This window comes from Compostibacillus humi (assembly GCF_014637175.1).
In the GTDB taxonomy this organism is placed as follows: Bacteria; Bacillota; Bacilli; order Bacillales; family Amphibacillaceae; genus Oceanobacillus; species Oceanobacillus humi.
Genome location: NZ_BMEV01000032.1, coordinates 1 through 24,633, shown reverse-complemented (window position 1 = coordinate 24,633; position 24,633 = coordinate 1). Strand labels below are relative to the sequence as shown.

The 24,633-nt window shown below is 40.0% G+C and carries 26 protein-coding genes, 2 pseudogenes and 1 riboswitch; of the genes and pseudogenes, 22 read left to right on the top strand and 6 right to left on the bottom strand.

The window, feature by feature from the left end; translation table 11 throughout:
- Positions 1-11: 11 nt before the first annotated feature.
- Together comGB and comGA are read right to left on the bottom strand one after the other, a co-directional pair.
- Positions 12-1,064 (bottom strand): competence type IV pilus assembly protein ComGB, encoded by a 1,053-nt coding sequence (comGB, locus tag IEV18_RS09530; protein ID WP_188392163.1) that lies wholly within the window; start codon positions 1,062-1,064, stop codon positions 12-14.
- On the bottom strand, positions 1,027-2,034 hold the full coding sequence (gene comGA / locus IEV18_RS09525; RefSeq protein WP_188392162.1) for a competence type IV pilus ATPase ComGA: 1,008 nt from the start codon (positions 2,032-2,034) through the stop codon (positions 1,027-1,029). Before comGA ends, comGB begins: the two co-directional genes overlap by 38 nt.
- Before the next feature lie 155 nt (positions 2,035-2,189).
- On the opposite strand from comGA, the gene IEV18_RS09520 reads away from it, so the two are divergent.
- Positions 2,190-2,360: a YqzE family protein gene (locus IEV18_RS09520; protein WP_188392161.1), complete on the top strand. Its 171-nt coding sequence runs from the start codon at positions 2,190-2,192 to the stop codon at positions 2,358-2,360.
- A 69-nt stretch (positions 2,361-2,429) separates the two neighbouring features.
- On the opposite strand, the gene IEV18_RS09515 is transcribed toward IEV18_RS09520, so the two are convergent.
- Together IEV18_RS09515 and IEV18_RS09510 are read right to left on the bottom strand one after the other, a co-directional pair.
- Positions 2,430-3,200 carry a YqhG family protein gene (locus tag IEV18_RS09515; RefSeq protein ID WP_188392160.1) on the bottom strand — a complete coding sequence of 257 codons (771 nt, stop codon included), beginning with the start codon at positions 3,198-3,200 and terminating at the stop codon, positions 2,430-2,432.
- Positions 3,187-4,842 (bottom strand): DEAD/DEAH box helicase, encoded by a 1,656-nt coding sequence (locus tag IEV18_RS09510; RefSeq protein ID WP_188392159.1) that lies wholly within the window; start codon positions 4,840-4,842, stop codon positions 3,187-3,189. The genes IEV18_RS09515 and IEV18_RS09510 overlap by 14 nt, the downstream gene beginning before the upstream one ends.
- 118 nt (positions 4,843-4,960) lie before the next feature.
- Positions 4,961-5,053, top strand: a riboswitch (glycine riboswitch).
- 176 nt (positions 5,054-5,229) lie between these two features.
- On the opposite strand from IEV18_RS09510, the gene gcvT reads away from it, so the two are divergent.
- From gcvT to gcvPB, 3 genes are read left to right on the top strand one after another with little or no spacing between them, the layout of a single operon-like run.
- Positions 5,230-6,339 (top strand): glycine cleavage system aminomethyltransferase GcvT, encoded by a 1,110-nt coding sequence (gcvT, locus tag IEV18_RS09505; protein ID WP_444542327.1) that lies wholly within the window; start codon positions 5,230-5,232, stop codon positions 6,337-6,339.
- A gap of 13 nt (positions 6,340-6,352) precedes the next feature.
- The gene (gcvPA, locus tag IEV18_RS09500; protein ID WP_188392157.1) at positions 6,353-7,702 is read left to right on the top strand and encodes an aminomethyl-transferring glycine dehydrogenase subunit GcvPA; all 1,350 of its coding nucleotides are present in this window, start codon (positions 6,353-6,355) and stop codon (positions 7,700-7,702) included.
- Positions 7,695-9,152 carry an aminomethyl-transferring glycine dehydrogenase subunit GcvPB gene (gcvPB, locus tag IEV18_RS09495; RefSeq protein WP_188392156.1) on the top strand — a complete coding sequence of 486 codons (1,458 nt, stop codon included), beginning with the start codon at positions 7,695-7,697 and terminating at the stop codon, positions 9,150-9,152. Before gcvPA ends, gcvPB begins: the two co-directional genes overlap by 8 nt.
- A gap of 91 nt (positions 9,153-9,243) precedes the next feature.
- On the opposite strand, the gene IEV18_RS09490 is transcribed toward gcvPB, so the two are convergent.
- On the bottom strand, positions 9,244-9,627 hold the full coding sequence (locus tag IEV18_RS09490) for a rhodanese-like domain-containing protein (RefSeq protein ID WP_188392155.1): 384 nt from the start codon (positions 9,625-9,627) through the stop codon (positions 9,244-9,246).
- A gap of 353 nt (positions 9,628-9,980) precedes the next feature.
- Here IEV18_RS09490 and IEV18_RS09485 point away from each other — a divergent pair.
- The 7 genes and pseudogenes from IEV18_RS09485 to IEV18_RS09455 form a co-directional block, all read left to right on the top strand.
- Positions 9,981-10,772 (top strand): annotated as a pseudogene (locus IEV18_RS09485) (ribonucleotide reductase barrel domain-containing protein); the annotation flags it as partial.
- A gap of 346 nt (positions 10,773-11,118) precedes the next feature.
- Positions 11,119-12,882, top strand: a pseudogene (locus IEV18_RS09480) (vitamin B12-dependent ribonucleotide reductase); the annotation flags it as partial.
- A 350-nt stretch (positions 12,883-13,232) separates the two neighbouring features.
- Complete coding sequence (locus tag IEV18_RS09475) at positions 13,233-13,532, top strand: DUF2089 family protein (protein ID WP_188392153.1); 300 nt, start codon at positions 13,233-13,235, stop codon at positions 13,530-13,532.
- A complete protein-coding gene (locus IEV18_RS09470; protein ID WP_188392152.1) occupies positions 13,532-13,819 on the top strand; it encodes a hypothetical protein in 288 nt (95 codons plus the stop codon). The genes IEV18_RS09475 and IEV18_RS09470 overlap by 1 nt, the downstream gene beginning before the upstream one ends.
- A 74-nt stretch (positions 13,820-13,893) precedes the next feature.
- Positions 13,894-14,511 (top strand): stage II sporulation protein M, encoded by a 618-nt coding sequence (locus IEV18_RS09465; RefSeq protein WP_188392151.1) that lies wholly within the window; start codon positions 13,894-13,896, stop codon positions 14,509-14,511.
- A 361-nt stretch (positions 14,512-14,872) separates the two neighbouring features.
- Positions 14,873-15,292 carry a transcriptional regulator MntR gene (gene mntR / locus IEV18_RS09460; RefSeq protein WP_188392150.1) on the top strand — a complete coding sequence of 140 codons (420 nt, stop codon included), beginning with the start codon at positions 14,873-14,875 and terminating at the stop codon, positions 15,290-15,292.
- 74 nt (positions 15,293-15,366) lie between these two features.
- Positions 15,367-16,260, top strand: a complete 894-nt coding sequence (locus tag IEV18_RS09455; RefSeq protein WP_188392149.1) for a patatin-like phospholipase family protein — start codon at positions 15,367-15,369, stop codon at positions 16,258-16,260.
- Between the two features lie 34 nt (positions 16,261-16,294).
- Here IEV18_RS09455 and IEV18_RS09450 read toward each other — a convergent pair whose 3' ends face one another.
- Complete coding sequence (locus tag IEV18_RS09450) at positions 16,295-16,660, bottom strand: SA1362 family protein (protein WP_188392148.1); 366 nt, start codon at positions 16,658-16,660, stop codon at positions 16,295-16,297.
- A 306-nt stretch (positions 16,661-16,966) separates the two neighbouring features.
- Between IEV18_RS09450 and IEV18_RS09445 the strand changes: the two genes are divergently transcribed.
- The 11 genes from IEV18_RS09445 (at position 16,967) to IEV18_RS09395 (ending at position 24,423) form a co-directional block, all read left to right on the top strand.
- Positions 16,967-17,467 (top strand): YqhR family membrane protein, encoded by a 501-nt coding sequence (locus IEV18_RS09445; protein ID WP_188392147.1) that lies wholly within the window; start codon positions 16,967-16,969, stop codon positions 17,465-17,467.
- A 101-nt stretch (positions 17,468-17,568) separates the two neighbouring features.
- Positions 17,569-18,630: a M24 family metallopeptidase gene (locus IEV18_RS09440; protein ID WP_188392146.1), complete on the top strand. Its 1,062-nt coding sequence runs from the start codon at positions 17,569-17,571 to the stop codon at positions 18,628-18,630.
- Positions 18,631-18,649: 19 nt separating this feature from the next.
- Positions 18,650-19,207 carry an elongation factor P gene (gene efp, locus IEV18_RS09435; protein WP_188392145.1) on the top strand — a complete coding sequence of 186 codons (558 nt, stop codon included), beginning with the start codon at positions 18,650-18,652 and terminating at the stop codon, positions 19,205-19,207.
- Positions 19,208-19,352: 145 nt separating this feature from the next.
- On the top strand, positions 19,353-20,327 hold the full coding sequence (spoIIIAA, locus tag IEV18_RS09430; RefSeq protein ID WP_188392144.1) for a stage III sporulation protein AA: 975 nt from the start codon (positions 19,353-19,355) through the stop codon (positions 20,325-20,327).
- A complete protein-coding gene (gene spoIIIAB, locus IEV18_RS09425) occupies positions 20,272-20,784 on the top strand; it encodes a stage III sporulation protein SpoIIIAB (RefSeq protein WP_188392143.1) in 513 nt (170 codons plus the stop codon). Before spoIIIAA ends, spoIIIAB begins: the two co-directional genes overlap by 56 nt.
- Before the next feature lie 13 nt (positions 20,785-20,797).
- The gene (gene spoIIIAC / locus IEV18_RS09420) at positions 20,798-20,998 is read left to right on the top strand and encodes a stage III sporulation protein AC (protein ID WP_188392142.1); all 201 of its coding nucleotides are present in this window, start codon (positions 20,798-20,800) and stop codon (positions 20,996-20,998) included.
- Positions 20,999-21,012: 14 nt separating this feature from the next.
- Positions 21,013-21,402, top strand: coding sequence for a stage III sporulation protein AD (gene spoIIIAD / locus IEV18_RS09415; RefSeq protein WP_188392141.1), 390 nt, complete (start codon positions 21,013-21,015; stop codon positions 21,400-21,402).
- A 43-nt stretch (positions 21,403-21,445) separates the two neighbouring features.
- Entirely contained in the window at positions 21,446-22,609 is a 1,164-nt protein-coding gene (gene spoIIIAE, locus IEV18_RS09410) for a stage III sporulation protein AE (RefSeq protein WP_188392180.1), read from the top strand.
- A 7-nt stretch (positions 22,610-22,616) separates the two neighbouring features.
- Positions 22,617-23,228 (top strand): stage III sporulation protein AF, encoded by a 612-nt coding sequence (spoIIIAF, locus tag IEV18_RS09405; protein ID WP_188392140.1) that lies wholly within the window; start codon positions 22,617-22,619, stop codon positions 23,226-23,228.
- The gene (spoIIIAG, locus tag IEV18_RS09400) at positions 23,225-23,851 is read left to right on the top strand and encodes a stage III sporulation protein AG (RefSeq protein ID WP_188392139.1); all 627 of its coding nucleotides are present in this window, start codon (positions 23,225-23,227) and stop codon (positions 23,849-23,851) included. Before spoIIIAF ends, spoIIIAG begins: the two co-directional genes overlap by 4 nt.
- Before the next feature lie 20 nt (positions 23,852-23,871).
- Positions 23,872-24,423 (top strand): SpoIIIAH-like family protein, encoded by a 552-nt coding sequence (locus IEV18_RS09395; protein ID WP_188392138.1) that lies wholly within the window; start codon positions 23,872-23,874, stop codon positions 24,421-24,423.
- Positions 24,424-24,633 lie beyond the last annotated feature (210 nt).

The window sequence follows — 24,633 nt, the reverse complement described above, 5'->3', positions numbered from 1 at the left end:
AAACCATCTCCTTATATCGTTTTAATTAATTGAAAGAGGGGCCACATAATGGACGCATACATGAAAATAATCAAGATTGCGATGACGACGAGAATAACAGGCTGAAGCAGCGTAAGAAATTTCATCATTTTATATTCGATTTCTTCCATTAACATTTCTGCATATACAGACAAGTCCTTTTGCAATGAAGAATAATCCGTCTTACTCTGGAAAAGCACGGTTAATTTTTTGTCAAGCAACGGAAATTGATGAATGATATAGGATAAATCGACACCGTTTGATAATTCGTCAATCATAATATCGGCATAAAAAGAAATAACAGGCAGCTTTTTCTGTGTCTTCATATTCGTTAAAATTTCTTTTACGGAAAATCCCGCCTTCAGCAATGTACTAAAATGGGTGGCAAAATAAAAAGAATTGGTAATGGTAAGCAAACCGCGGACAATCGGGAGCCATTGATAAAACTTAATTTTTTCTTCTACCGATAGAAAATGCTGGAATTTTTTCCACATGAAAACAATGATGCCGGACAGGAGGAATATCGTCATGAAAAATGTCGTCAAAAAATCTATTATATGGAAGGTCAAATGGATGGAGCTTATGGAAGAGAGATGTCCTTGAAACATCTCTTGAAAGGAAGGGAGAACGCTGCCCCGAATAAAGAATAGCAGGATTAGGAAAAAAGTAATTAAAATGAGGGGATATCGGATAACATGATGAAATTTTTTTGTGTATTTCAGTTGCTGCTGAAAAAAGTTTCGGCACTTTTCGATATTTTCGATTATGTCTCCTGATATTTTGGTGAAATATAGAAAGGAAACGATTGTCGGATGAAAATTTGTCAGTTCAAACGCTTCATCGATGGTTTTGCCGTTTTTCAGTGCACCGCTAATTCGATTTGCAGTTTCGTAAAATTGATTGTTTAACGATAAAATATGGAGGGCATCGATGATGGAGTAACCGGTTGTCAAGAGACGGTGCAGCAGATTTAAAAACCGCAACTGTTCCTCTTTTGATAAGGCTGAACTATAAGCTCTTGTAAATTTCCTCCGAAATAAAGCCATATGCAAACGCCTTCCTCCGTAATCTTTCAAAGGTATAATATTGTTCTTCTTCGATTTTTTCCCCCTTTATCGTCTTTTCTAACGGTATCCCAGTAAGGAATTCTAATATAGCTGCCCTGCGCACGATTTGTTTGTTAATTTGTACAGGGACGAGTTCGATAGCGGCAACAGCGATGAGCGTCTGATATAAGTCACTCTCTTTCAGCCCCATTTCTTTTAAGCGCTGGATTGTCCCCACGGTATTTTTCGCATGGATGGTACTTAAGATGAGATGCCCGGTTAGTGCTGCTTCAAAGGCAAATTTCGCCGTCGGCTCATCCCGGATTTCCCCAATCATAATAATGTCCGGATCATGCCGCAACGCCGCCTTTAATCCTGTCTGATAGGTGATTCCGGCTTTTTCATTAACCTGGACTTGCAATAAATGATCGATTTCTTTTTCAACCGGATCTTCCAGCGTAATCGTCTGAAAGGATCTTTCCTGGATAAAGTGGTGAAGCAGGGCATAAAGGGTTGTCGTTTTTCCGCTTCCCGTCGGACCTGTGAATAAAATCAGTCCGGACCGGTTTTTAAGCCATTGTTTCATAATGTGCAGCTGATTTGGGAAAAGAAATAACTGATCCAGTGTAAATTCATGTTCCTGGGGAAGGATGCGGATTGCCAAACTTTCAAATTTGTTTACCGGCAATGTGGAAAGACGAAGGAAATAGCGGGATTGCTGAACTTTGAGATCGATTACCCCGTTTTGTGGTCTTCTCGTTTCGCCAATATCCATTCCTGAAGTGAACTTGTAATAGGTGAGGAGCAATTTATATTTTTGTTCGGAGATTGTTTTGTAAAAAGTCCGCTTTCCGTGTATGCGAAAATAAATTTCCGTATATTTTGGGGATGGAGCAAAATGAATATCGGATGCATTCTGTTCAATCGCCTTCTGAACGAGGGACTCTGAGTAAGCAGCGATTGAGTTCAACAGTACACCTCCAATCCTCTTTTCTAATGAATAGCTATTCGACAATAAAATATAAAATCCTTCTTTTTTTGCAAATTTTTTTACATCTTTTTTGCATAATTTCTTCATGCCATGGAAAGGATAACAATGACAAAAAGTGATTGGAGTGAATTGTTATGTCGAGCAATGATTATATAAAATTCATGACCCAGCAGATCGTCTCTTATTTGGACACTCCGAAGGAGGAGCGGGGAAGAAAGAAAAATAGCAAAACCGGCCAGCAAGTTTACGGAAATTCCTGGTTTGGCATTCTACCCTTTGTTTTGAAAATGTACCGAAAAAAATAGATATGCCAATGCGTACCTGCTGGAAAAGTATTGCCCGGCTAGCGTAACCGCTGCGCTGTCAGCGGATAGTTATTTTGTTAAGTAAATTAAGCCGCCGTTTACAATTTTTATTTCTATTACCGGCTGGTATCTTTCTCTAAGTGCTTCCAATTCTTTATTCATCCGCTCCTGTTCCTCCTCATCCTTATAGAAATGCCTGATCATTTCTTCCTCTTCTTTCAGCGTACGCAGCGATTCCACTGCCCAGCCGTGCTGTTCCTTTGCGATTTGCTCATAAATAACCTTTTCGATTCGTCCAAATCCGCTCTTCAGACGGATTATCGGGGAAATTGTATAACAATAATCAGGAATAGTTTTTTGCAAAGGGATGTTGTCTAAATAGTCCATCATGGAAAAACGCATGCTGCCGTTAATCAGCTGCAGTCCGACGGAATAAAGCATGTCTTTCTTTTGCCTGCCAATATAGCTTACTTTTACGTTGGCAAGGAGCCACGGGTAGAGCGGGGTTTGCGTATTGACATCCACTTTTTCAAAAAGGTGAATAAATTTCTCCCTTTCTTTTAAATGATTTAATATTTGGTGCAGCCGGGGACTGCCGAAATGAATCCATTCGCCTTTTTCATCACGCTTTTCTGGATTGGTAATGAGGGTGAGCTGCATTGGTGTTCCCGTTTGGCCGATTTTCTCCATATAATGCCAGTAAAAAGGGCGATTCATCAATGCTTTATCCATTTCCTCCGTCAGCTGGATGGAAAGCAGCCCGCTTTCATCGCGAACAATCGGACAATTGTGCAAAGTGAAAAATGTTCGCAAAAAAGCATGTAAGTCAGGAATGGCCATATTTCTCTTCCTTTCCATATTGTTCCCAAGTGTGCTGAATAACACTGCTGAGATTGTCTAATTTGATTTTTGCTTCTCCAAAAGATTCGGATTCGGCATAAATCGTTTCAATTTCTTTTTCTACATTTTGGATATTGAGTTCGGCTAAAATTGCATCTAAGTTGCCGATTACTTTCTCAAACAGATTAATTTTTTCATAAAGCAATTGCAAAATATGTTCCTCAATCGTATGACGAATGGCAAAATTATAAATATGAACGTCATTTTCCTGGCCATAACGATGAATTCGGCCGATTCGCTGTTCAAGCCGCATCGGGTTCCACGGCAAATCGTAATTAATCAGATGATTGCAAAATTGTAAATTGATCCCTTCTCCGCCTGCCTCGGTAGCAATTAACACTTGCGCATGATGTTCGAATAATTGCCGCATCCAATCTTTTTTTCCCCGTTTAAAGCCACCGCGAAAGGGGACAGATGTAATCCCGTGCTGTTTTAGAAACCATTGCAAATAAAGCTGGGAAGCCCGGTACTCGGTAAAAATAATCACTTTTTCTTCGCCAATCGATTTTATCAGTTCTACTGCTTTCTCTGCCTTCGAATGATGGGGAAGCTGTTCCAGTTTTTCCATGATCGGCAGGACAGGAGATGAATTTCCCTGTTCATCTGCAAGTTTTTTTAAGGACAAATAGCAAGCTTCCCGGGAGGAGCATATTTCCCTTAGCAGCGTCAGCTTTACAAAGGTAGGAAAAATTTTCGCCAAGGATTCAATGTCTTGGTATATTTCCCTTTCCTTTTCGGAAAAATCAACCCAGATTGCATGAATATGCCGTTTGGATGGTTTCAAATCTGTCTCGTCCCGGGTGTTCCGAATCATCACTTTTTGAATGAGCTGTTTTAAGTAATCGTCTTCTTTCATTTTTTTTCGGTCCATTCCGAACTTTTCCAGAAACGTCTGATAGTTTCCTAACAATCCTGGTTTTAAAATGGAAATCAAATTAAAAATTTCCACGAGCTGGTTTTGCACTGGCGTTGCTGTTAATAGCAGACAGTATTTTTTTCGGATAGACCTGACAAACTCAAAATTTTTCGTTTTATGGTTTTTAATTTTATGTGCTTCATCAATAAGCAGGAAGTCGTATTCTTTTTCTAAAATCTTTTCCCGATGGGGCATGCGTTTAGCTGTATCGATGGATGTAACGATGACCGGATAGTCCCAGTTATAGTTTTTTTGCTGGCTGACCGCCGGTATATAAAATTTTTCATTTAATTCCCGAACCCATTGATTGACTAATGAGGCAGGGACAAGAATCAGCACCTTTTGTACTAAACCGCGAATCATGTACTCTTTTAAAATTAATCCTGCCTCAATCGTTTTCCCTAAACCTACTTCGTCAGCTAAAATAGCTCTGCCGTTCATTTGTTCAATTACTTGTTCTGCTGCGCGTATCTGGTGGTCCAAAAAATGAATGTGGGGGAGAAAATCCAATGCTTTTAAACCGCTGAAATTAGGAGTCATCGTCACTTTTTCTGCTTCATAAGCCATTTTAAAAAGTTCCCATGTCGACAAATATCCGTTTTTATCTATAGCGGAAATCAATTGTTCTATAAAATCCTCGTCCTTTTGCACATGAATCGTATCCATAACTCCATCTCCATCAAATATGTTTGTATTTACTAAAAATTCACTTATGGTATAATTCTAAGTGATTGGATGTAGTGCTGATTGTTATTATGTCCAACAGTCAATTTAATATGAGCGGATGAATGCAAGGGGAGAGTTTACTGGATTGCGCAGTAACGCCGAAGGAGCAAGCGGAAGCGAATCTCTCAGGCAAAAAGACTCTTGCAGGACGCACCTCTGGAGAGCGCTTGCCTTTGCGGGCAGGCCACCCACGAAGCAAATGTTTATCATATAAGGTAAACATGCAACTTTCTGGTTCAAAGGACAGAGACTTCGTACTGTGAATCTCTGTCTTTTTTATGTGCACTTTAAGACGAGAGTGATATTTTACAAAGGGGAGTGACTAGATTGTTGAAGCGAACACCAATTTTTTCGGAATACGAAAAATATGGAGGAAAAACAATTGATTTTGGAGGATGGGAACTTCCGGTACAGTTTGCCGGCATTAAACATGAACACGAAGTAACGAGAACAAAGGCAGGGGTTTTCGATGTTTCCCATATGGGAGAAATCCTAGTGAAGGGGCCGAAAAGTTTTGACTTTTTGCAATATATGCTGACAAACGATGTAAAAAAATTGACGCCAAACCGTGCCCAATATACAATCTTGTGCAATGAACAGGGAGGTACCGTTGATGATTTGATCGTGTATATGATTGATCAGGACGAGTATTTGCTTGTTGTCAATGCGGCTAATACAGAGAAGGATTATTTATGGCTGAAGAAACATAATAAGTTTAACCTCGATGAAGTGACGATCGAGAATGTTTCTGACCAATATGTACAAATTGCGGTTCAAGGTCCAAAAGCTGAAGAACTGCTTAATGAGTTGACGGAAACAAGGTTAGAAGATATCAAATTTTTCCGTTTTGATAATGAAGTATACTTTGCCGACTTTGAAAAACCTGCGCTTGTTTCACGGACGGGATATACTGGCGAAGACGGTTTTGAAATCTATATTGCTCCTGAATATGGCGTGAAATTATGGAATTTGCTGCTGGATAAGGGCAAGGAATTTGGAGCAGAACCTGTCGGGCTAGGTGCAAGGGATACATTGCGCTTTGAAGCTGGCCTTGCTCTTTATGGACAAGAACTTTCTGAAGAAATTTCCCCTGTTGAAGCAGGCCTTGCCTTTGCTGTAAAAGTAAATAAGGATGAGGATTTTATCGGGAAGGCCGTTTTGAAAGAACAAATAGAAAAGGGACCATCGAGAAAGTTAGTCGGAATCGAAATGATTGACAAAGGTATCCCAAGAACCGGGTATAAGGTAATGAACGGGGAGGAAGAAGCAGGCTTTGTTACTTCTGGAACCCAATCTCCTACATTAAAGAAAAATGTCGGTATGGCATTGGTTGACAAAAATGCGGCTGAGCCAGGCACTGAGTTATTCGTCCAAGTTAGAAACCGGCTGCTTAAAGCCAAGGTTTCAACATTACCATTTTACAAAAGACAAAAGTAAGGGGGATTAATCGATGGAATTTCGCTATTTACCAATGACCGAGGAAGATAAAAAAGAAATGCTGGATGTAATCGGTGCAGCATCTACGGAAGAATTATTTTCCGATATACCGAAGGAAGTGCGGCTTACAGAGGAGTTAAAGCTTAAGAAACCGACGAGTGAATATGAGCTGAAAAAAGAATTAACGAACATGGCAAATAAAAATGCCAATTTAAAAGAATATACATCTTTTTTAGGCGCGGGAGTTTATGATCACTATATCCCGTCTGTTGTAGACCATGTCATTTCCCGTTCCGAATTTTATACTGCCTATACCCCGTACCAGCCGGAAATTTCCCAAGGGGAATTGCAGGCAATTTTCGAATTCCAAACGATGATTTCCGAACTGACAGGACTTCCGGTCGCCAATTCTTCCATGTATGATGGGGGAACTGCTTTGGGGGAAGCGGTGAATTTAAGTGCAGCCCATACTAGAAGGAAGAAAGTGCTAATTTCGAAGACCGTTCATCCCGAATCCCGGGCAGTAGTTGAAACATATACAAGAGGACAGGGAATTGAAATCGTAGAAATTGACCATAAAAATGGAGTCACCGATATTGAACAATTAAAAGAACAGCTGGACGATTCGATTGCAAGTGTCGTCGTTCAATATCCTAACTTTTTTGGGCAAATTGAGCCGCTGAAAGAGATTCAAGAATTGCTCCAAAATCAGAAGAAAACAATGTTTATCGTTTCCAGCAATCCATTAGCTTTAGGCTATTTAACACCTCCGGGTGAATTCGGTGCGGATATCGTTGTCGGCGATACTCAAGTATTTGGCATTCCTGCCCAATTTGGCGGACCGCATTGCGGCTATTTTTCCACGACAGAAAAATTAATGCGCAAAGTGCCGGGAAGACTTGTCGGACAAACGACTGATGAAGACGGCACCCGCGGCTTTGTACTTACGCTGCAGGCTCGAGAGCAGCATATCCGCCGGGAAAAGGCGACTTCAAATATTTGTTCCAACCAGGCGCTAAATGCTTTGGCAAGTTCTGTCGCCTTAAGTTCCATCGGCAAACATGGACTGAAAAAAATGGCAACGCTAAACATGCAAAAAGCCCGCTATGCGAAGAAAAAGCTGGAGGAAGCAGGCTTTGAAATCGCCTTTACAGGACCGTTTTTCAATGAATTTGTCCTCAAAGTTTCCCAGCCGGTCTCGGCAATTAACGAAAAATTAATCGAAAAAGGAATTATCGGCGGATATGACTTAGGATTGGCTTATCCGGAACTATCGGAACATATGTTAGTAGCTGTAACCGAAATTCGGACAAAAGCAGAAATTGATACATTTGTAAAAGAATTGGGGGATATCCATGGCTAAACAAGATTTTCCGCTCATTTTTGAACGCAGTAAAGAAGGAAGGACGAGTTACAGTCTTCCAGAAATGGACGTACCAACAGTGGATTTGGATGAGGAATTAGACGCCTCCTATATTCGTCAAACACCGCCAGAGCTGCCGGAAGTTAGCGAACTCGACATTATGCGCCACTATACAGGTTTGTCCAACCGAAATTACGGTGTAGATTCCGGTTTTTATCCGTTAGGATCTTGCACGATGAAATACAATCCAAAAATAAATGAAGATGTGGCAAGACTAGACGGGTTTACCTATATTCATCCGTACCAGGATGAAAAAACCGTCCAGGGTGCATTGGAAATGATGTTTGATTTGCAGGAATCCCTGAAAGAAATTACCGGTATGGATGCTGTTTCTCTGCAGCCAGCTGCTGGAGCACACGGCGAATGGACAGCATTGATGATGATCCGCAAATATCATGAATCCCGGGGAGATTACAGCAGGACAAAGGTTATTGTTCCCGACTCTGCCCATGGCACGAACCCGGCATCCGCAGCAGTAGCAGGTTTTGACGCAGTAACGGTAAGAACCGACGAGAGAGGACTTGTCGATTTAGAACATTTACGGGAAGTCGTTGGCGAAGATACGGCTGCACTTATGTTGACAAACCCGAATACCCTTGGCTTGTTTGAGACAGATATTTTAGAGATGGCAAAAATCGTCCATGATGCTGGCGGAAAACTATATTACGACGGTGCAAATTTAAATGCGATTATGGGCTACACAAGACCAGGAGATATGGGCTTTGACGCGGTACACCTAAACTTGCATAAAACGTTTACCGGCCCACATGGCGGCGGCGGACCAGGTTCCGGACCTGTCGGTGTATCCAAAGAGCTGGAACCATTCCTTCCGAAGCCAGTGTTGGTGAAAAAAGGAGAAGAATATACCTTTGAATATGACCGCCCAAATTCAATCGGTATCGTAAAACCGTATTACGGGAACTTCGGCATTAACTTGCGTGCCTATACGTATATTCGCACAATGGGGGCAGAAGGCCTGAAAAAGGTGAGCGAATATGCGGTATTAAATGCCAACTATATGATGCGGAAATTGGAAAAACACTATGACCTTCCGTATAAGCAGCATTGTAAACACGAATTTGTTCTTTCTGGAAAGAAACAAAAGAAACTTGGTGTTCGCACTTTAGATATTGCCAAACGTCTGCTTGATTTCGGCTATCATCCGCCAACCATCTATTTCCCGTTAAACGTGGAAGAAGCATTGATGATTGAGCCGACTGAAACCGAATCGAAGGAGACGCTTGACGGATTTATCGATGTGATGATCCGCATTGCAAAGGAAGCAGAAGAAAATCCGGAAATCGTTCAAGAAGCACCTCATGAAACGATTGTAAAACGGATGGATGAAACGACAGCAGCGAGAAAGCCAATTCTAAGATATTATAAATAATCGGCAGCAAGGGCATTTGATATTGCGTGACTTCCAAAGAAAAAGAAGATGATTCCGGTGTGAATCATCTTCTTTTTCGTGTAAACGTATTTTAGGAGTATTTCTTCCCTTTTTTAACTTTTCCGCTCCATTTTTTAAATCCGCCCTTTAGCTGGTAAATATCGCTATAGCCATTTTTGCGCAATATTTGTGCTGCCCGTGCAGACCGGGTACTTCCTTGACAATACAAGTAAATCGGCTGGTCTTTGCGAATTTCAATAAGCCGCTGTTTCATTTGGGTTACAGGGATATTCCTTGCTCCTAGTATATGGCCGCTCTCAAATTCCTGCGGTTCCCGAACATCAATGAGCTGAGCTTTGCGATAACCTTTGACAAATTCCGATTCTGTTAGTACTTTTAAATAAGTGCGCTGTCTATAATAGCGAAAAATGCTTATTGCAACGATGACCAATAGTGCTATAATTAATACTTCCATGACGTTTCCCCCGTTATTTAAGATGTTCAAATTTCATTATAAGGGGTAAAGCGCAAATTTCAAAGTTTTTTATTTTGAATGGCACGCAATCAGAATGATAAAGCTAAGCCTATTTTGGCAAATCTTGCAAATGAAAAAAAAGTCTATTTGCAGGGAAAAACAATAGATTTTCTAAGATTTTCTATTATTTCTTTAGTTTTTCATAGATTTTTAAAGTTGACAGAATAATATTTTTCCGTTCTAATCACAATATATAGTATTTTTTAATTGAACAAACACAACATATTGTGCTTTAATAGTTGTAGACCTGCTAGAACAAAATGATTATTTTTATGAAGTAAAGGAGAGATTAAATGGCAATCTTTGTCGATGAAAAAATGGAAATCAACATAGATGCTCTGAATGAAGATATTAAACAGTTTGACGCTGTTCATCCGATTACCGAAGACATGAAAATCACCCATTCCGGAGTATCCCGTCTCGTAATGCTCGATCGGTACTCCTATAAGGACACGAGGAAAAAAACGTTAAAACCAGGTGATTTTGTCGTATTGACGATTAAATCGGATCCAAAATTCCCTGCGAGAGGATTAGGATTTATTAAATCGATTGACTGGGAAAATAAAACGGCGGAAGTTAAAGTGGAAGACGATTATTTATCCGCTTTGGATGATCCTGAAGAGGCAGCAACAGGAATTATTACAAGACCAATCGATGTAATCGACAAGCCTTTGGAAGTTTTTTATGAACAGATTGCCAAAAGAAATGCTACCGGGTTAGCGGCTGTCGAAAAAACGAAAGAAAAACAAGAGGAATGGTTTGAGAAGTTTTATCAGGAATTATCCCAAATGAACTTTGTTCCAGCCGGCAGGGTCTTATATGGGGCGGGGGCGAATACGGATGTTACATACTTCAACTGTTACGTCATGCCTTATATTAAAGATTCACGTGAAGGAATTTCCGACCATCGAAAAAAAGTAATGGAGATTATGTCCCGCGGGGGAGGAGTAGGTACGAACGGTTCCACATTGCGACCACGAAATACTCTGGCCCGGGGTGTTAATGGAAAATCTTCCGGTTCAGTTTCCTGGTTGGATGACATCGCGAAATTAACTCATTTGGTAGAACAGGGTGGATCACGTCGTTAAATTCGGCGACGTAATCTCGCGAATTGCTGGGACCCCCTTAGAGCCTTCTTCACCACAACGTGACCGGCGACGGTGAGCGTGACGGTTTAAAAAGAAGAAGGATTGGGCAATCAGCAGCCAAGTATCTTTGGAAACGAAGATAAAGGTTCAACGACTATTGAACTTTCCTAATGTTTTGTGCTGCACGCCACAAAACGATGGAAATAGTAAATTGCAGTATTGGCAACAATGCTGCAAGGCGCGAGACAAGGGTTGTCCTTGAAGAGATAGTCTGAACTTGTGTGAAAGCACAAGAATGTGGCAGAAATGACCACATCCCTCGTTTTGGAGGAGTAACAAATTGGGAGCTCAAATGATTATGCTTGTTGATTCCCACCCTGATATTATCGAATTTATCATTTCCAAGATGCAAAATCCGCGTATTTTGCGTTATTTAATCGAAAACATGGAAGATGAGCAAATTAAAAAAATGGCGCAGGAAAAACTGAAATTTACGCCGCTGACCGAGACGGAAGCGGATCTATATCAGGGAATCGTCAATTACAAAAATATTCCAGGACAAGGCGGATTTACGGATGCAGCCATACGGGAAGCTGAGCAAAAGCTGCGAGACGGGGGCACGTATGAAGTCCATAACCCTGAATTTTTAACCGGCGCGAATATTTCCGTCTGCATTACGAAGGAATTCATGGAAGCCGTAGAAAATGACGATTATTACGAGCTGAAATTCCCGGATGTAGAAAACTATACCGAAGAAGAAATGGCAATCTACAATGAAAAATGGCATGAAGTCGGAGACGTTAGAAAATGGGAAGAAATGGGCTTTAGAGTTCGCGTATATCGCCGTATCAAAGCTCGGGAATTATGGAAACTGATTAATATTTGTGCAACCTACTCTGCCGAACCGGGAATTTTCTTTATCGATAATGCGAATGACATGACAAATGCCAAGGCTTACGGACAACAAGTCGTTGCTACGAATCCTTGCGGAGAACAGCCGCTGGCGCCATATTCGGTATGTAACCTTGCTGCCGTTAATCTGGCACAGATGGCCAATAAAAAAGAAAAAACCGTCAACTTTGATAAACTGAAAAAAACTGTAGAAATCGGCGTGCGCATGCAGGATAATGTCATCGATGCCACCCCGTATTTCTTGCCGGAAAACAAAAAACAGGCGCTGGGAGAACGAAGAATCGGCTTAGGCGTCATGGGGCTTCATGACTTGCTAATTTATACAGAGACCGAATACGGTTCCAAAGATGGAAACGAACTTGTAGATAAAGTGTTCGAAACTATCGCCACGACGGCATACCGTACGTCGATTGAATTGGCGAAGGAAAAAGGAAGTTTTCCGTTTCTGGTCGGTGAAACAGAAGAAGAAACGAGAAAATTGCGGGAAGCATTTATCAATACGGGGTATATGAAAAAAATGCCGGAAGACATTCGCCAAGGAGTTTTACAATACGGCATTCGCAATTCTCATCTCCTTACGGTCGCGCCAACGGGAAGCACAGGAACAATGGTCGGTGTAAGTACAGGATTAGAACCGTACTTCTCCTTCTCATACTTCCGGAGCGGACGGCTAGGAAAATTCATTGAAGTAAAGGCAAATATAGTACAAGAGTATTTGGACGAGCATCCAGAGGCAGATCCGGACAACCTGCCGCATTGGTTTGTCACGGCAATGGATTTAAGTCCGGAAGCCCATGCAGATACCCAATGCGTTATCCAGCGCTGGGTAGACAGCTCCATCTCGAAGACGGTAAACGCCCCTAAAGGGTATACCGTAGAACAAGTGCAAACCGTGTACGAACGTTTGTATAAAGGCGGAGCGAAGGGCGGTACCGTATACGTGGACGGAAGCAGAGATACACAAGTTCTCACGTTAAAGGCGGAAGAAAATCAGTTTGAACAAACAGAGCTATTTGAAGAGGAAGAGCCAAAAGTTGTCCTCGTCGACACGGTGCAGCAATTAGACAACACGACCGTTACCATCGGTTCTGAGATTGGCAACACTTGTCCTGTCTGCCGGGAAGGAATGGTGGAGGAAATCGGCGGCTGTAATACTTGCACCAATTGCGGCGCCCAGCTTAAATGCGGATTATAATCTAGGGGAGCAAACGAATATCTGCAGTTATGGATTTAAAGTTTGATAATCAGTACTAAAGAGTAATAAAAAGCAACCTCGCCGGTTGAATTGATTCCTGTCTACTTGACAGGGGTCAATTCACGGTCTAAGGTTGCTTTTTTATATTTCTTAGATTATAGGGAATTAAGTTCCGTTATCCAAACTGGCCAAAAAGAATACTGTATAACCGTGCTGTTGATACTGAATCAAAAACAATTTTTTAATAAGTTTATTTTTACTTAATCATTATCTTTAATAATATTAATACAGACTTTAACAAAATTAATAAATATGTTAAAATATAAATTAACGAAGGAAGGAGGGGTTGCATGAATATGAAAAATGTCCCGGAATGGGTTTTGGCTTTGGAAACAGAAGATATGGAATTCATTAAAAACTTTGTGTTGAAATCAGGATCTTTAAAAGAAATCGCAACGTTGTATGGAGTATCATATCCAACAGTAAGGCTTAAATTAGATCGATTAATCGAGAAAATTAAAATTAATGATGCTGCGGATAACGAGGAATTCATCAAGTTTATCAAAAAACTGTCTATTGAAGATCGGATAAGCGTGGAAGACGCAAAATTAATTATTGAAAAATATAAACAAGAAAAGGATGAGGAGTAATGGACTTAGGATTTTATGGCGTTTTTATTATAGCTGGTATTCTAGCCGTTCAATTCTTCTTGTCAACGAGGAATAATGCCTATTGGGGAGCGATTCTGCCGGTTGCTTATTTTGTGTTATTAACGTGGATGTTCATATCACATCGAATAAATAGTACTATCGGCTATGTCCTTTATTTAATGCTAGGTTTGCTTTTCCTTATTGCGGAATGGAACGGTGGACGAAAATATGTTCGTGAGAAAAGAAAAAAGGAATTGGATAAAATAAAAACTTTTGATATGAAATAAACATGCGTGTGAAAATAGCATTCTCGATGATTCTAATTACAAAACTGAAGCATTTAAGGGGAATATAATTTAAGATGTTTGCGCTGAAATTTAAAGCCAATATAGTCATTTTAAAAAGAGCTGGTTATTTTATCATATTAACAGCAGCTATTACCTTTATTGCGACAATCATAACTTGCATCGTAAATCCGGATATAAAAGCTGTAATGGAAGGGATCGGGAATAGTGCACCAAGCCAAATCAAAGAATCCAGAGGCATCGATAAAGTATGGTCGTATATTGTTCATAACGGTTTCGCGGTACCATTGCAAATGTTTATCTTAGCTTTCGTGCCAATACAATTTCTTTATTTGGCAAATATTATATCAACCAGTTCTTTGCTCGGTGTATTCTTTGGGGTGGCATTACAAGCTAGTCTTGACAAAGGCTTTGAGCTCATCATTTCTTCCATTCCTCATTCTGTTTTAGAGCTTTTTGCCTATTGTTTGCTGGCAGCTGTCCTTTTTGAATTGAATCAGGTGATTAGAACAAAAATGATTAATTTGGTTAAAAAGGATAGAGAACGTGATTCTTTTATTAAAAAAATTTTAAAAGTAACAAGAACATACCTTGCTTTCGTTTTGCCGCTAATCATTTTAGCCGCGTTATTAGAAACATATGCAGCTGATATGATCCTTCATTTACTTCGTTAGAAAAAGAAATGAATTAACAGTACTTGTTCAGGATGGTTCTTAAATAAGCGAAATACAGTGTGAAGGAACAATCGGTTTTCTGGTTAATAAGGACAAGTGTTAAAGATAACAGCTGGAAATTTTCAAAACTTTATGGGAATGTATCAATAAAAGAACCTGTTTTGAACATTTTTCTAAACAGGTTCTTTTATTTTTGATTTTTGATCCAAATTTATTTTAAGGTACAAATGTCCGTATTTTAAATTTATTGAAATGACAATCTCGGTGCATCGACTTGTAACGTTGGACACTTTACGGTATTCTATAGTTGCGGGAAAAATTTTGCCCCTTGGAAAAAATTTTTAATGAAATGAGGGATTGCATGCCAACACCGAGTATGGAAGATTATATTGAACAAATTTATATTTTAATTGAGAAAAAGGGATATGCACGGGTATCAGATATCGCGGAAGCATTAAAGGTGCATCCTTCCTCCGTGACAAAAATGATCCAAAAGCTGGACAAAGACGAATACCTGATTTATGAGAAGTATCGGGGCTTTGTTTTAACTGCAAAAGGCAAAAAAATTGGCGAGCGGCTCGTTTTTCGGCACGATTTATTGGAGGAGTTTCTCGAAATTATCGGGGTCGAGAAGGAAAATATTTATGAGGATGTTGAAGGTATCGAGCATCATTTAAGCTGGAATTCCATCGATCGGATCGGTGATGTCGTAACATATTTTAAGGAGGATCCGAAGCGGCTTGATGATTTGCAGCAAATCCAGATGCAAAACGAAAAATAGTCCTTTTCTCTGTTCTATTTTCCCTGTTTATGCTTACTAATAATAAAAAAAGAACAGGGAGAGAGCGAGAGCAGATGAAAATCGATGCGGTGTTTTCCGGCGGCGGGGTGAAAATATACGCGTTTGCGGGTGTTTTGGACAGTTTCGCGGAAAAAGATATTGTAGTGGAGCGGGCAGCAGGAACCTCTGCGGGTGCCATTATCGCTTCTTTAATCTCTGCCCGTTATTCTGTGGAAGAAATAAAACAGTTCATGTATGAAATCGACTTAAAATTATTTTTAGATCCTCCCCGATTAACAAAATATATTCCGTTCAGCAAATGGCTTTTTCTTTATTTTCAGCTTGGAATTAATAAAGGAAACCGGTTAGAGCAATGGCTGTATGAAAAACTGGCGGAAAAAAATATTTACACCTTTCATGATATTGAAGAAGGGTATTTAAAAGTTGTGGTCAGCGATCTTAGCCTCGGCAAACTCGTCGTCATTCCGGATGATTTAGAAAGGCTGTACGGCATTAAACCGAGCCACTTTCCCGTTGCAAAAGCAGTCCGCATGAGTGCGGGATTTCCTTATTTTTTCATGCCAAAAAAATTGCCGGGCAAGACGATGAAAAAAAGCATTATTGTCGATGGAGGACTGTTAAGCAATTTTCCGTTATGGATATTTGACAACGGCACAACCCGTGAGAAACGGCCGGTATTAGGAATTAAATTGACGACATCCTACGAGAATCAAAATCAATCCCGGGATATCCGGAATGCATTTGATATGTTTACTGCGCTTTTTGCCACGATGAAACAGGCGCATGACGCAAGATATGTTTCCACTAAAGAAAAAAACAATATTATTTTTATACCGGTCGATGGGGTGGATTCTGTCGATTTCCATTTATCCGAAGAGAAAAAATCAGAACTGTTTCAGCTCGGGAAAGCGAGGGCAGACCAGTTTTTAAGATATTGGCCAAAATAAAACCTTATAGAGAATTTCTCTATAAGGCAACAGATTAGAAAGAAGCCCGGTTTTTCCGTTTTGATTTGTTTCCGTCAATTACCCTTAAGTGGGCGGCATTACGCCGTTTTTTTCTGATTAAACTCGGCTGTTTCTTTGCAGCCGTTTTATCTTGATTTCCCCATTTGCTATATTTTGCCTTCGATTGTCTAACTGCTTTCCTGTATTTTTTCATTTCATTTGCAGAAAATCGACTCCGGAAGAGGAGATAAAAGATAAAGAAAATCACTATCCCGATACCAACAGCCATCAGCAGATTTATAAACAGTCGTGCTGGCTGCAATATTAGTTGGGCCATCAGACCAAATACTGCTAATCCGATGATAAACGAAAACAAAATATGACTTTTCTTAAACGCCATTGCAATTCCTCCTTACATTGATGTTGAGGGACGAAAAGTAATATGTAAGTTCCTTTCGTTATTTAGATTTTTGCCCGTAATCCGTAAATTATTCAAATAAAGCTATTTTCAAAGAAAATAATAAAGCGAAAGAATCGATAAATATATATTTTATTATATTATAATTCTTTTTAAGAAAATTTACTAGTTAATAATAACAATAATCTGACGTATATTTCGCATTTTACAAATAGTCAAATTATATTCATCTTTATTTTTGAATTAGTTCCACCTGAATGGGCAATGCTACAGTTGAGGTGGTATAAGATGGCGGAAAATAATAACAAACTGGAACAGAATCAAAAAGAACAGCCGATGACGTTTTTAGGACGTTCCCTCCTCACCGGATTTATCGGAGGAATATTTTGGAGCTTAATTGGACTGTTTATGTATTACTTTAACTTTTCAGAGATTTCCCCGAAATTTTTATTGGTCACTTCCTGGACGAAGGCTTCGTGGACGAACGGCTGGCTCGGGAATCTGGTCACCGTTATTCTTGCGGGAATACTCTCAATCGTTATCGCATATGTCTATTTGCTTCTTTTTAAAAAAATCAATACGATGTGGATGGGAGTCATATACGGTGTACTGCTCTGGGTCATTATTTTTTACGTCGTTCAGCCTATGTTTGCAAATATCCCAACGATAACGAGTCTTCATAGCCATACCATTATTTCTACCCTTTCCTTATTTCTGCTGTACGGCACCTTCATTGGCTATTCCATATCCTATGATTATCATGACAGCCAGCTAGGGGAGGTAAAGTAAACTTTCCCTGCAATACAAAATTATGGAAAAGAATATTCAACATAGACATTTTTATGATAAACTAATAAAAGCACTTTTCATTTCTTAAAGGGGGGATATGGATGAATAAACTTTCAAAACTTCGAAACATATTGGCACAACACGATTGTGACGCCATCATGATCTCGAGTCCAATCAATCGCAGATACATTACAAATTTTACCGGTTCAGCAGGGATCGCCATTATTTCCCAGACCGATGCCAGGTTTATTACCGATTTTCGCTATGTTGAACAAGCGACAAACCAGGCAACTGAATTTAAAATTGTCGAGCATAAGCAAAAAATCGAACTGGAAGTAAAAGAACAATTAAAGGAAATGAAGGTGAAACGCCTCGGCTTTGAGAAAGATCATATTACTTACAGCCAATATGAAACGTTCCAGCAATTATTCGATGCAGCCCTCATTCCTTTAAGCGGAATTGTGGAAGAGCTTCGGTTAATAAAAACGGAGGAAGAAATCGAAATCTTAAAAGAGGCCGCAAAAATTGTTGATGATGCCTTTCAGCATATTCTTTCGTACATAAAACCGGGAACGAAAGAAATCGAGATCGCCAATGAACTGGAATTTTTCATGCGGAGGAATGGTGCCACTTCTTCCAGTTTCGACACGATTGTCGCTTCCGGTGTCCGCTCTGCATTGCCTCATGGGGTAGCTTCGGAGAAGGAAATTCAATCAGGCGAGTTGGTAACCCTTGATTATGGCGCCTTATATAAAGGATATTGCTCCGATATTACCCGAACCGTTGCCGTTGGAGAACTATCTAAAGAGCTGGAAGAAATATATCATATCGTTTTAGAAGCTAACAAACGAGGCGTGGAAAAGATCGGTCCAGGCATGACAGGAAAAGAAGCCGATGCAATCACGAGGGATTACATTGCCAGCAAAGGCTATGGGGAAAACTTCGGCCACTCCACCGGTCACGGTATCGGCTTGGAAGTTCACGAAGGCCCCCGATTATCAAAACTAGCAGACGAATTGCTTCAGCCAGGCATGGTTGTTACGGTGGAACCTGGCATCTATATTGCCGGCAAAGGCGGGTGCCGTATTGAAGACGATATTATCATTACAAGTACCGGCAATGAACGGATTACTTTTGCTACGAAGGAATTGATTCATGTTTAGCATTTAGGAGGAATGAACAATGATTTCAGTAAATGATTTCAGAACAGGATTAACAATTGAAGTGGACGGCGATATTTGGCAAGTGATGGATTTCCAGCATGTAAAACCAGGGAAAGGCGCCGCCTTTGTTCGTTCGAAACTGCGGAATTTAAGGAACGGGAACATTCAGGAAAAAACGTTCCGTGCCGGAGAAAAGGTGGGAAGAGCCCACATTGAACATAAAAAAATGCAATATTTATACGCTTCTGGCGACTCCCATGCATTTATGGATTTAAATACGTATGAACAAATCGAAATTCCTTCCAGCCAAATTGAGTATGAATTGAAGTTTATGAAAGAAAATATGGAAGTGAACGTGATGACGTACGAAGGTGAAATATTAGGTGTTGATTTGCCAAATACGGTTGAGCTGGAAGTTATCGAAACCGAACCAGGAATTAAAGGGGATACAGCAAGCGGAGGTTCAAAACCTGCCACATTGGAGACAGGACATGTCGTGCAAGTTCCTTTCTTTGTTAATAAAGGAGATACTCTTGTCATTAATACTTCCGACGGAAAATATGTATCTCGTGCTTAAAAAATACAGCCTGACTAACAGGCTGTATTTTTTTATGGATATCTTTCGGTGCGAAGGATTTACCCTTCTTATAGTACTGGTCTGAGTCATAATTTAAGGACAGGAACATACATTTTACTATATAAGAATGATGTGGGGAGTAGCCATGGAAGAAATATTGCGTATCTTTCCGGATGATTTCAGACGAGTTCTAGAAAAAAAGGTGGAAGGCCGCTGGAGTTTTCTTCAGGAAATTCGTGTGCGAATATTCCAGCCGATAGAACTGATTTTCGACTTTGGCGTGGAATGGCTCCCGGAAAGAAAGCCGACATCAAGGGATGCGACGTATATGCTAAATCAGATTAGCGAATTTTCATTATATCGGATGACGGACGAATTAAGGGAAGGGTATATGACCGTCGAGGGGGGGCACCGAATCGGAATTGCAGGAAAGGTTAATACGGAACACGGCTCGGTGAAAGCATTGCAATATGTTACGTTTTTCAATATTCGAATCGCAAAACAAAAAATCGGCTGTGCTGTCCCTTTGCTGCCTTATATTTTTAATAAAGGCTATGTAAATACATTAATTGTCGGTCCGCCACAGACAGGAAAAACGACATTAATTCGGGATCTGGCAAGAATCATATCTTCAGGATGGCAGAAACAAAAAGGCTTGAAAGTGGGAATTATTGATGAACGTTCAGAAATTGCCGCTTCATTAAAAGGAATTCCCCAGCATGATATCGGTCCGCGAACAGACGTTTTAGATGCCTGTCCGAAGGCCGAAGGGATGATGATGATGATTCGTTCCATGTCTCCGGATGTTCTTATCGTAGACGAAATCGGCAAGAAAAAGGATATCGAAGCATTATTGGAGGCGGTCAACTCTGGAGTTACAGTTATTTGCACGATTCACGGCCAAACCTTGGATGAATTGAAGAAAAGACCATCGCTTCAGCCGGTTTTTGACCAGAAATTGTTTGAACGAATCATTCTTTTGGACAAACATCGGGAGCCGGGGACAATTTTAAAAATATATGATCAAAATGAAAAAATCCATTTTCCGATAAGGAGTTATCATAATGAAATGGATAGGAGCACTGTTACTCGTCGGAGCGACAACCTGGGCCGGATTTGAATGGAGCCATCGTTTAATCATGCGTCCGAAACATATCCGTTTAATAAAAAATGCGCTGCAAATTTTAGAAGCGGAAATCGTCTATAGTCAAATGCCATTGCGGGATGCGTTTCAAAGGGTTGCAGGCCAAATTCCAAACCCGGTCCACAGCTTTTTTTACGGGCTATACGCAGCCATGAAGGAAAAGCACATTGACTTTTACGAAGTGTGGAAATCCCAGGTGAATCGCTTAATGGAACGGTCCTGTCTGCATCGAAATGAGAGGGAAATATTGTATCAATTCGGCCGGACGTTAGGGCAGCATGATTTTTATCAGCAGCAAAAACATATTCAATTAGCCCTCACGCATTTGGAAAGAGAATTGGAAGATGCGAGGGATGAACAGCTGAAATATAGCAAAATGGCAAAAACTTTAGGAATTTTGTCCGGTTTATTCATCGTTTTATTGCTAATTTAGAGGAGGCTTATCCATGTTAACCGATCCATCCATTTTATTTCAGATTGCCGGAATAGGAATCATCGTTGCACTCATCCATTCGATTTTAAAGCAGATGGGAAAGGAAGAAATAGCCCAATTTGCGACCTTAATCGGCTTTATAATCGTCCTCGTCATCGTCATTAACGGATTAAGCGACTTGTTTCAGCAAATTAAATCCGTATTCCTCTTCTAGGAGAATGATATAACATGGATATTTTGCAGATTGTATTATTAGCGATAGTTGCCAGCATTTTATACATCATTTTGAAGGATATGAATAAGTCTTTTGCCCATTTTTTAATTTTGATTACCGGCATTATTATCTTTCTAGCAATTATTCACCAAATTTCTATTATCTTTCAATTAATCCAGTCGATCGGGAAACAGGCCAACGTGGATGGTTTATATTTGGAAACGATCCTAAAGATAATCGGTATCGCCTATATTGCCGAATTAGGGGCCAATTTGACGAAGGAAGCTGGTTTAACCTCCGTTAGCAAACATATAGAGCTGGCCGGAAAAATATTTATTATTCTTCTGGCAGTGCCCATTATTACGGCAGTTATCGAAGCAATTGTTCAATTCATACCTGTTTAACCTTGCTAAAAGGAAAGGAGTAAACGATGAAAGTGAAGGGGGAATTAAAAAAAAAATCATCCTGTTCCTGTTTGTTTTTCTGCTGACAGGACAAGCCTCTGTTTTCGCCCAGGATGAAGGAGAGGACGTACAAGATTACATTCTTTCGGAAATAAGTCTCGAAGGGGTGGAACAATATTGGAATGAACTCCAGCAAGAATATGGGGACTATTTGCCAGAGTTAGATAAAATTACGGTGTATGAATTTATTAAGAATGAAGGATCCCTTTCATTGAAAAATATTTTCCTTGGATTTATTCACTACTTGTTTCACGAACTGATTTTAAATGGCAAGCTGCTAGGAAGCCTATTAATGCTCACCCTTTTTTCCATGCTCTTACAAACGATTCACACTGCTTTTGAATCGTCGTCAGTCAGCAAGATTGCCTACTTTGTAATCTATGCCGTATTAATATTAATCGCCTTAAACAGTTTTTATGTTTCTGTATCTTATACGGAAGATGCCATCCGGATGATGACGAGCTTTATGATTGGACTGATTCCGCTTATTTTAGGCTTAATGGCCACTTTTGGCAATATTGTTTCCATCTCTTTTTTTCACCCGATGATCATCTTTTTAATTAATGTCAGCGGGGTATTAATCTCCAAAATCATTTTGCCTTTACTATTCCTCTCGGCTCTGCTGATGATAGTTAGCAGCTTAAGCGAAAAATATAAGGTTACCCAATTGGCAACACTTTTCAAAAATGTCAGCATGGGCATCCTTGGCGTGTTTTTAACGATATTTTTAGGGGTTATTTCTGTACAAGGATCTGCCAGCGCCATTCAAGACGGGGTCGCAATGAAAACGGCAAAATTTATTACCGGCAATTTCATCCCGGTTGTCGGCAGAACATTTACCGATGCTACAGATACGATTCTTAGCGCATCCCTTCTCCTGAAAAATACGATAGGAATTGTGGGATTGTGCATCGTCTTGTTTATAGCGTTGTTTCCTGCGATAAAAATACTCGCCGTTGCCCTCATCTACAAAATTACCGCAGCATTGTTACAGCCGGTGGGAGATGGTCCGGTCATATCCGCATTAAACACGATCAGCAACTATATTTTGTTGATTCTTGCAAGTCTTTTAACAATCACTCTAATGTTTTTTTTGGCTATCGTCATCATTATCGTGGCAAGCAATTTAACTTTGCTGGTGAGGTAGTGATTGCATGACTTTTCTGATGGAATGGGTAGCACAAATTATATTATTTATTATTTTGGCAACGATCATTGATTTGCTGATTCCCCAATCATCCTTTCAAAAATATATTAAACTGGCCATCGGATTAATTCTTATACTTATTTTGCTGAATCCGGTTTTTTCTGTGCTGAATATTGATATTCGCGAAGCGGTCAGCAGTTCCATGATAAAAATAAGCAATGAAAAGGAAATCAGTTCTATGGAAAATTTAATTGATTTGCAAAAAAAAGAGATAGAGTCGGCACAACATGCATATATTTTAGAACAAATGGCTGTCCAATTAAAAAATATTGCCGAGCCCGAACTGAAGGATGCATTTGCTGCGGAAATAGCAAATATTGAATTTGTCTTTGAAAATAACAGACAAGCATCCTATGAAAATTTAAACGAAATTATAGTTACCTTAACTGAAGGCAAAAAAGAGGAGGGAATGATGAAGGCAGTTGAGGACGTAGAAATTAATACGGACGAACCATTGAAAAAATTGGACAATGACGAGGAAATCATAGCATATCTGGAAAAAGTTTGGGAACTACAGGACAAAAAGATTACGATTTTCTGGGAGGGAGGGACATCTTGAAGAAACTATTCGAAAAATTATTTCAGCCGGGTGAGGGGAAAGACGGAAGGAAGACCGGAAATAAAGCCGGTTATGTCATTATTCTCGGTTTAATCGGACTGGCCTTAATCCTTTTAAGCAATATATTTTCCTATGGCAAAGAAGAAAATCCTGAACAAATGCACATCCAGCCAACCGAAAAATCGGAAACTTCGGAAGAAACAAGTATGACGAATATGAACGACGTGGCTGAATTAGAGAAAAGCTACAAACAGCAGCTCGAGGATATGCTCAATAAAATCCAAGGGGTTTCCGAAGCCGAAGTCATGGTTAACCTCGCCTCTACGAATGTGCAAATATATGAAAAAAATTTAATAACCGGAAGTCAGAGCACGGAAGAATCAGACCGTAACGGCGGCACGAGAACCGTACAGGACAGTACAGAAGAAACGCAAGTTGTTTTCGTGAGACAGGGGGACAGGGAAGTTCCCATAACCGTAAAAACAGAAAGACCTGAGGTGTCTGGAGTATTTGTTGTAGCAAAGGGGGCAGATCATGCAACAGTTAAAAAGTGGATTGTAGAAGCTATTTCACGGGTGTTGGATGTTCCTACTCATCGGGTTTCGGTTTTGCCAAAGAAATAAATATATAGGGAGGAAATGAGATGTTGAAAAAACAAACCGTTTGGTTATTAACGATGCTCAGTTTAATGATTGTATTAAGTGTTTATTATATTATGTCGCCGTCCGGGGATGATCTTGCCTTTGTTAATACTGGCTCATCAGATTCTCAGGAAACATCTGGAAAAGATACATCCGAGGATGAGGATATCGATGTAGATATGGCCAATGTCGGCAGAGATGAATTGTTTACAACCATTCGGATGGAAATGCAAGATGAAAGGAATATGGCGATAGAACGTTTGGAGGATATTGTTGCCTCCAGCAGTGCCAGTGTGGAAGAAAAGGATAAAGCATTAAAGGATATTGACCGGTTGGAAGATATATCCGCAAAAGAAACGATTTTAGAAGAAATGATTCTTTCCAACAATGAATATAAAGACGTGCTCGTCCGCTCCGAAGATGATAAAGTTCAAGTCCATGTCATCGCCCCCGAACTATCGCCGACTGAAGTTGTAAACATCATGCAGGTCGTACGTGATGAATTTGGCGATATACCGGTCATCGTTGACGTCCAGCCGGCGGATGAAGAGTAAAATTTAAACATCCGCATAATTAGCTTTATAAAAATATTCAGCCTCCGCTTAAAGCAAACGGGGGCTGAATATTTTTTATGAGTACCAAGTCTTTATGGGTATGTGTAAAATAGTTCTCGGTGATATTTCTACAAAATCCTAGCCAAAAAGGAAGAGGCACTCTATCATAAATGTATGCTTACTAGGGCAAATACACTTAGAAAGAGGCCT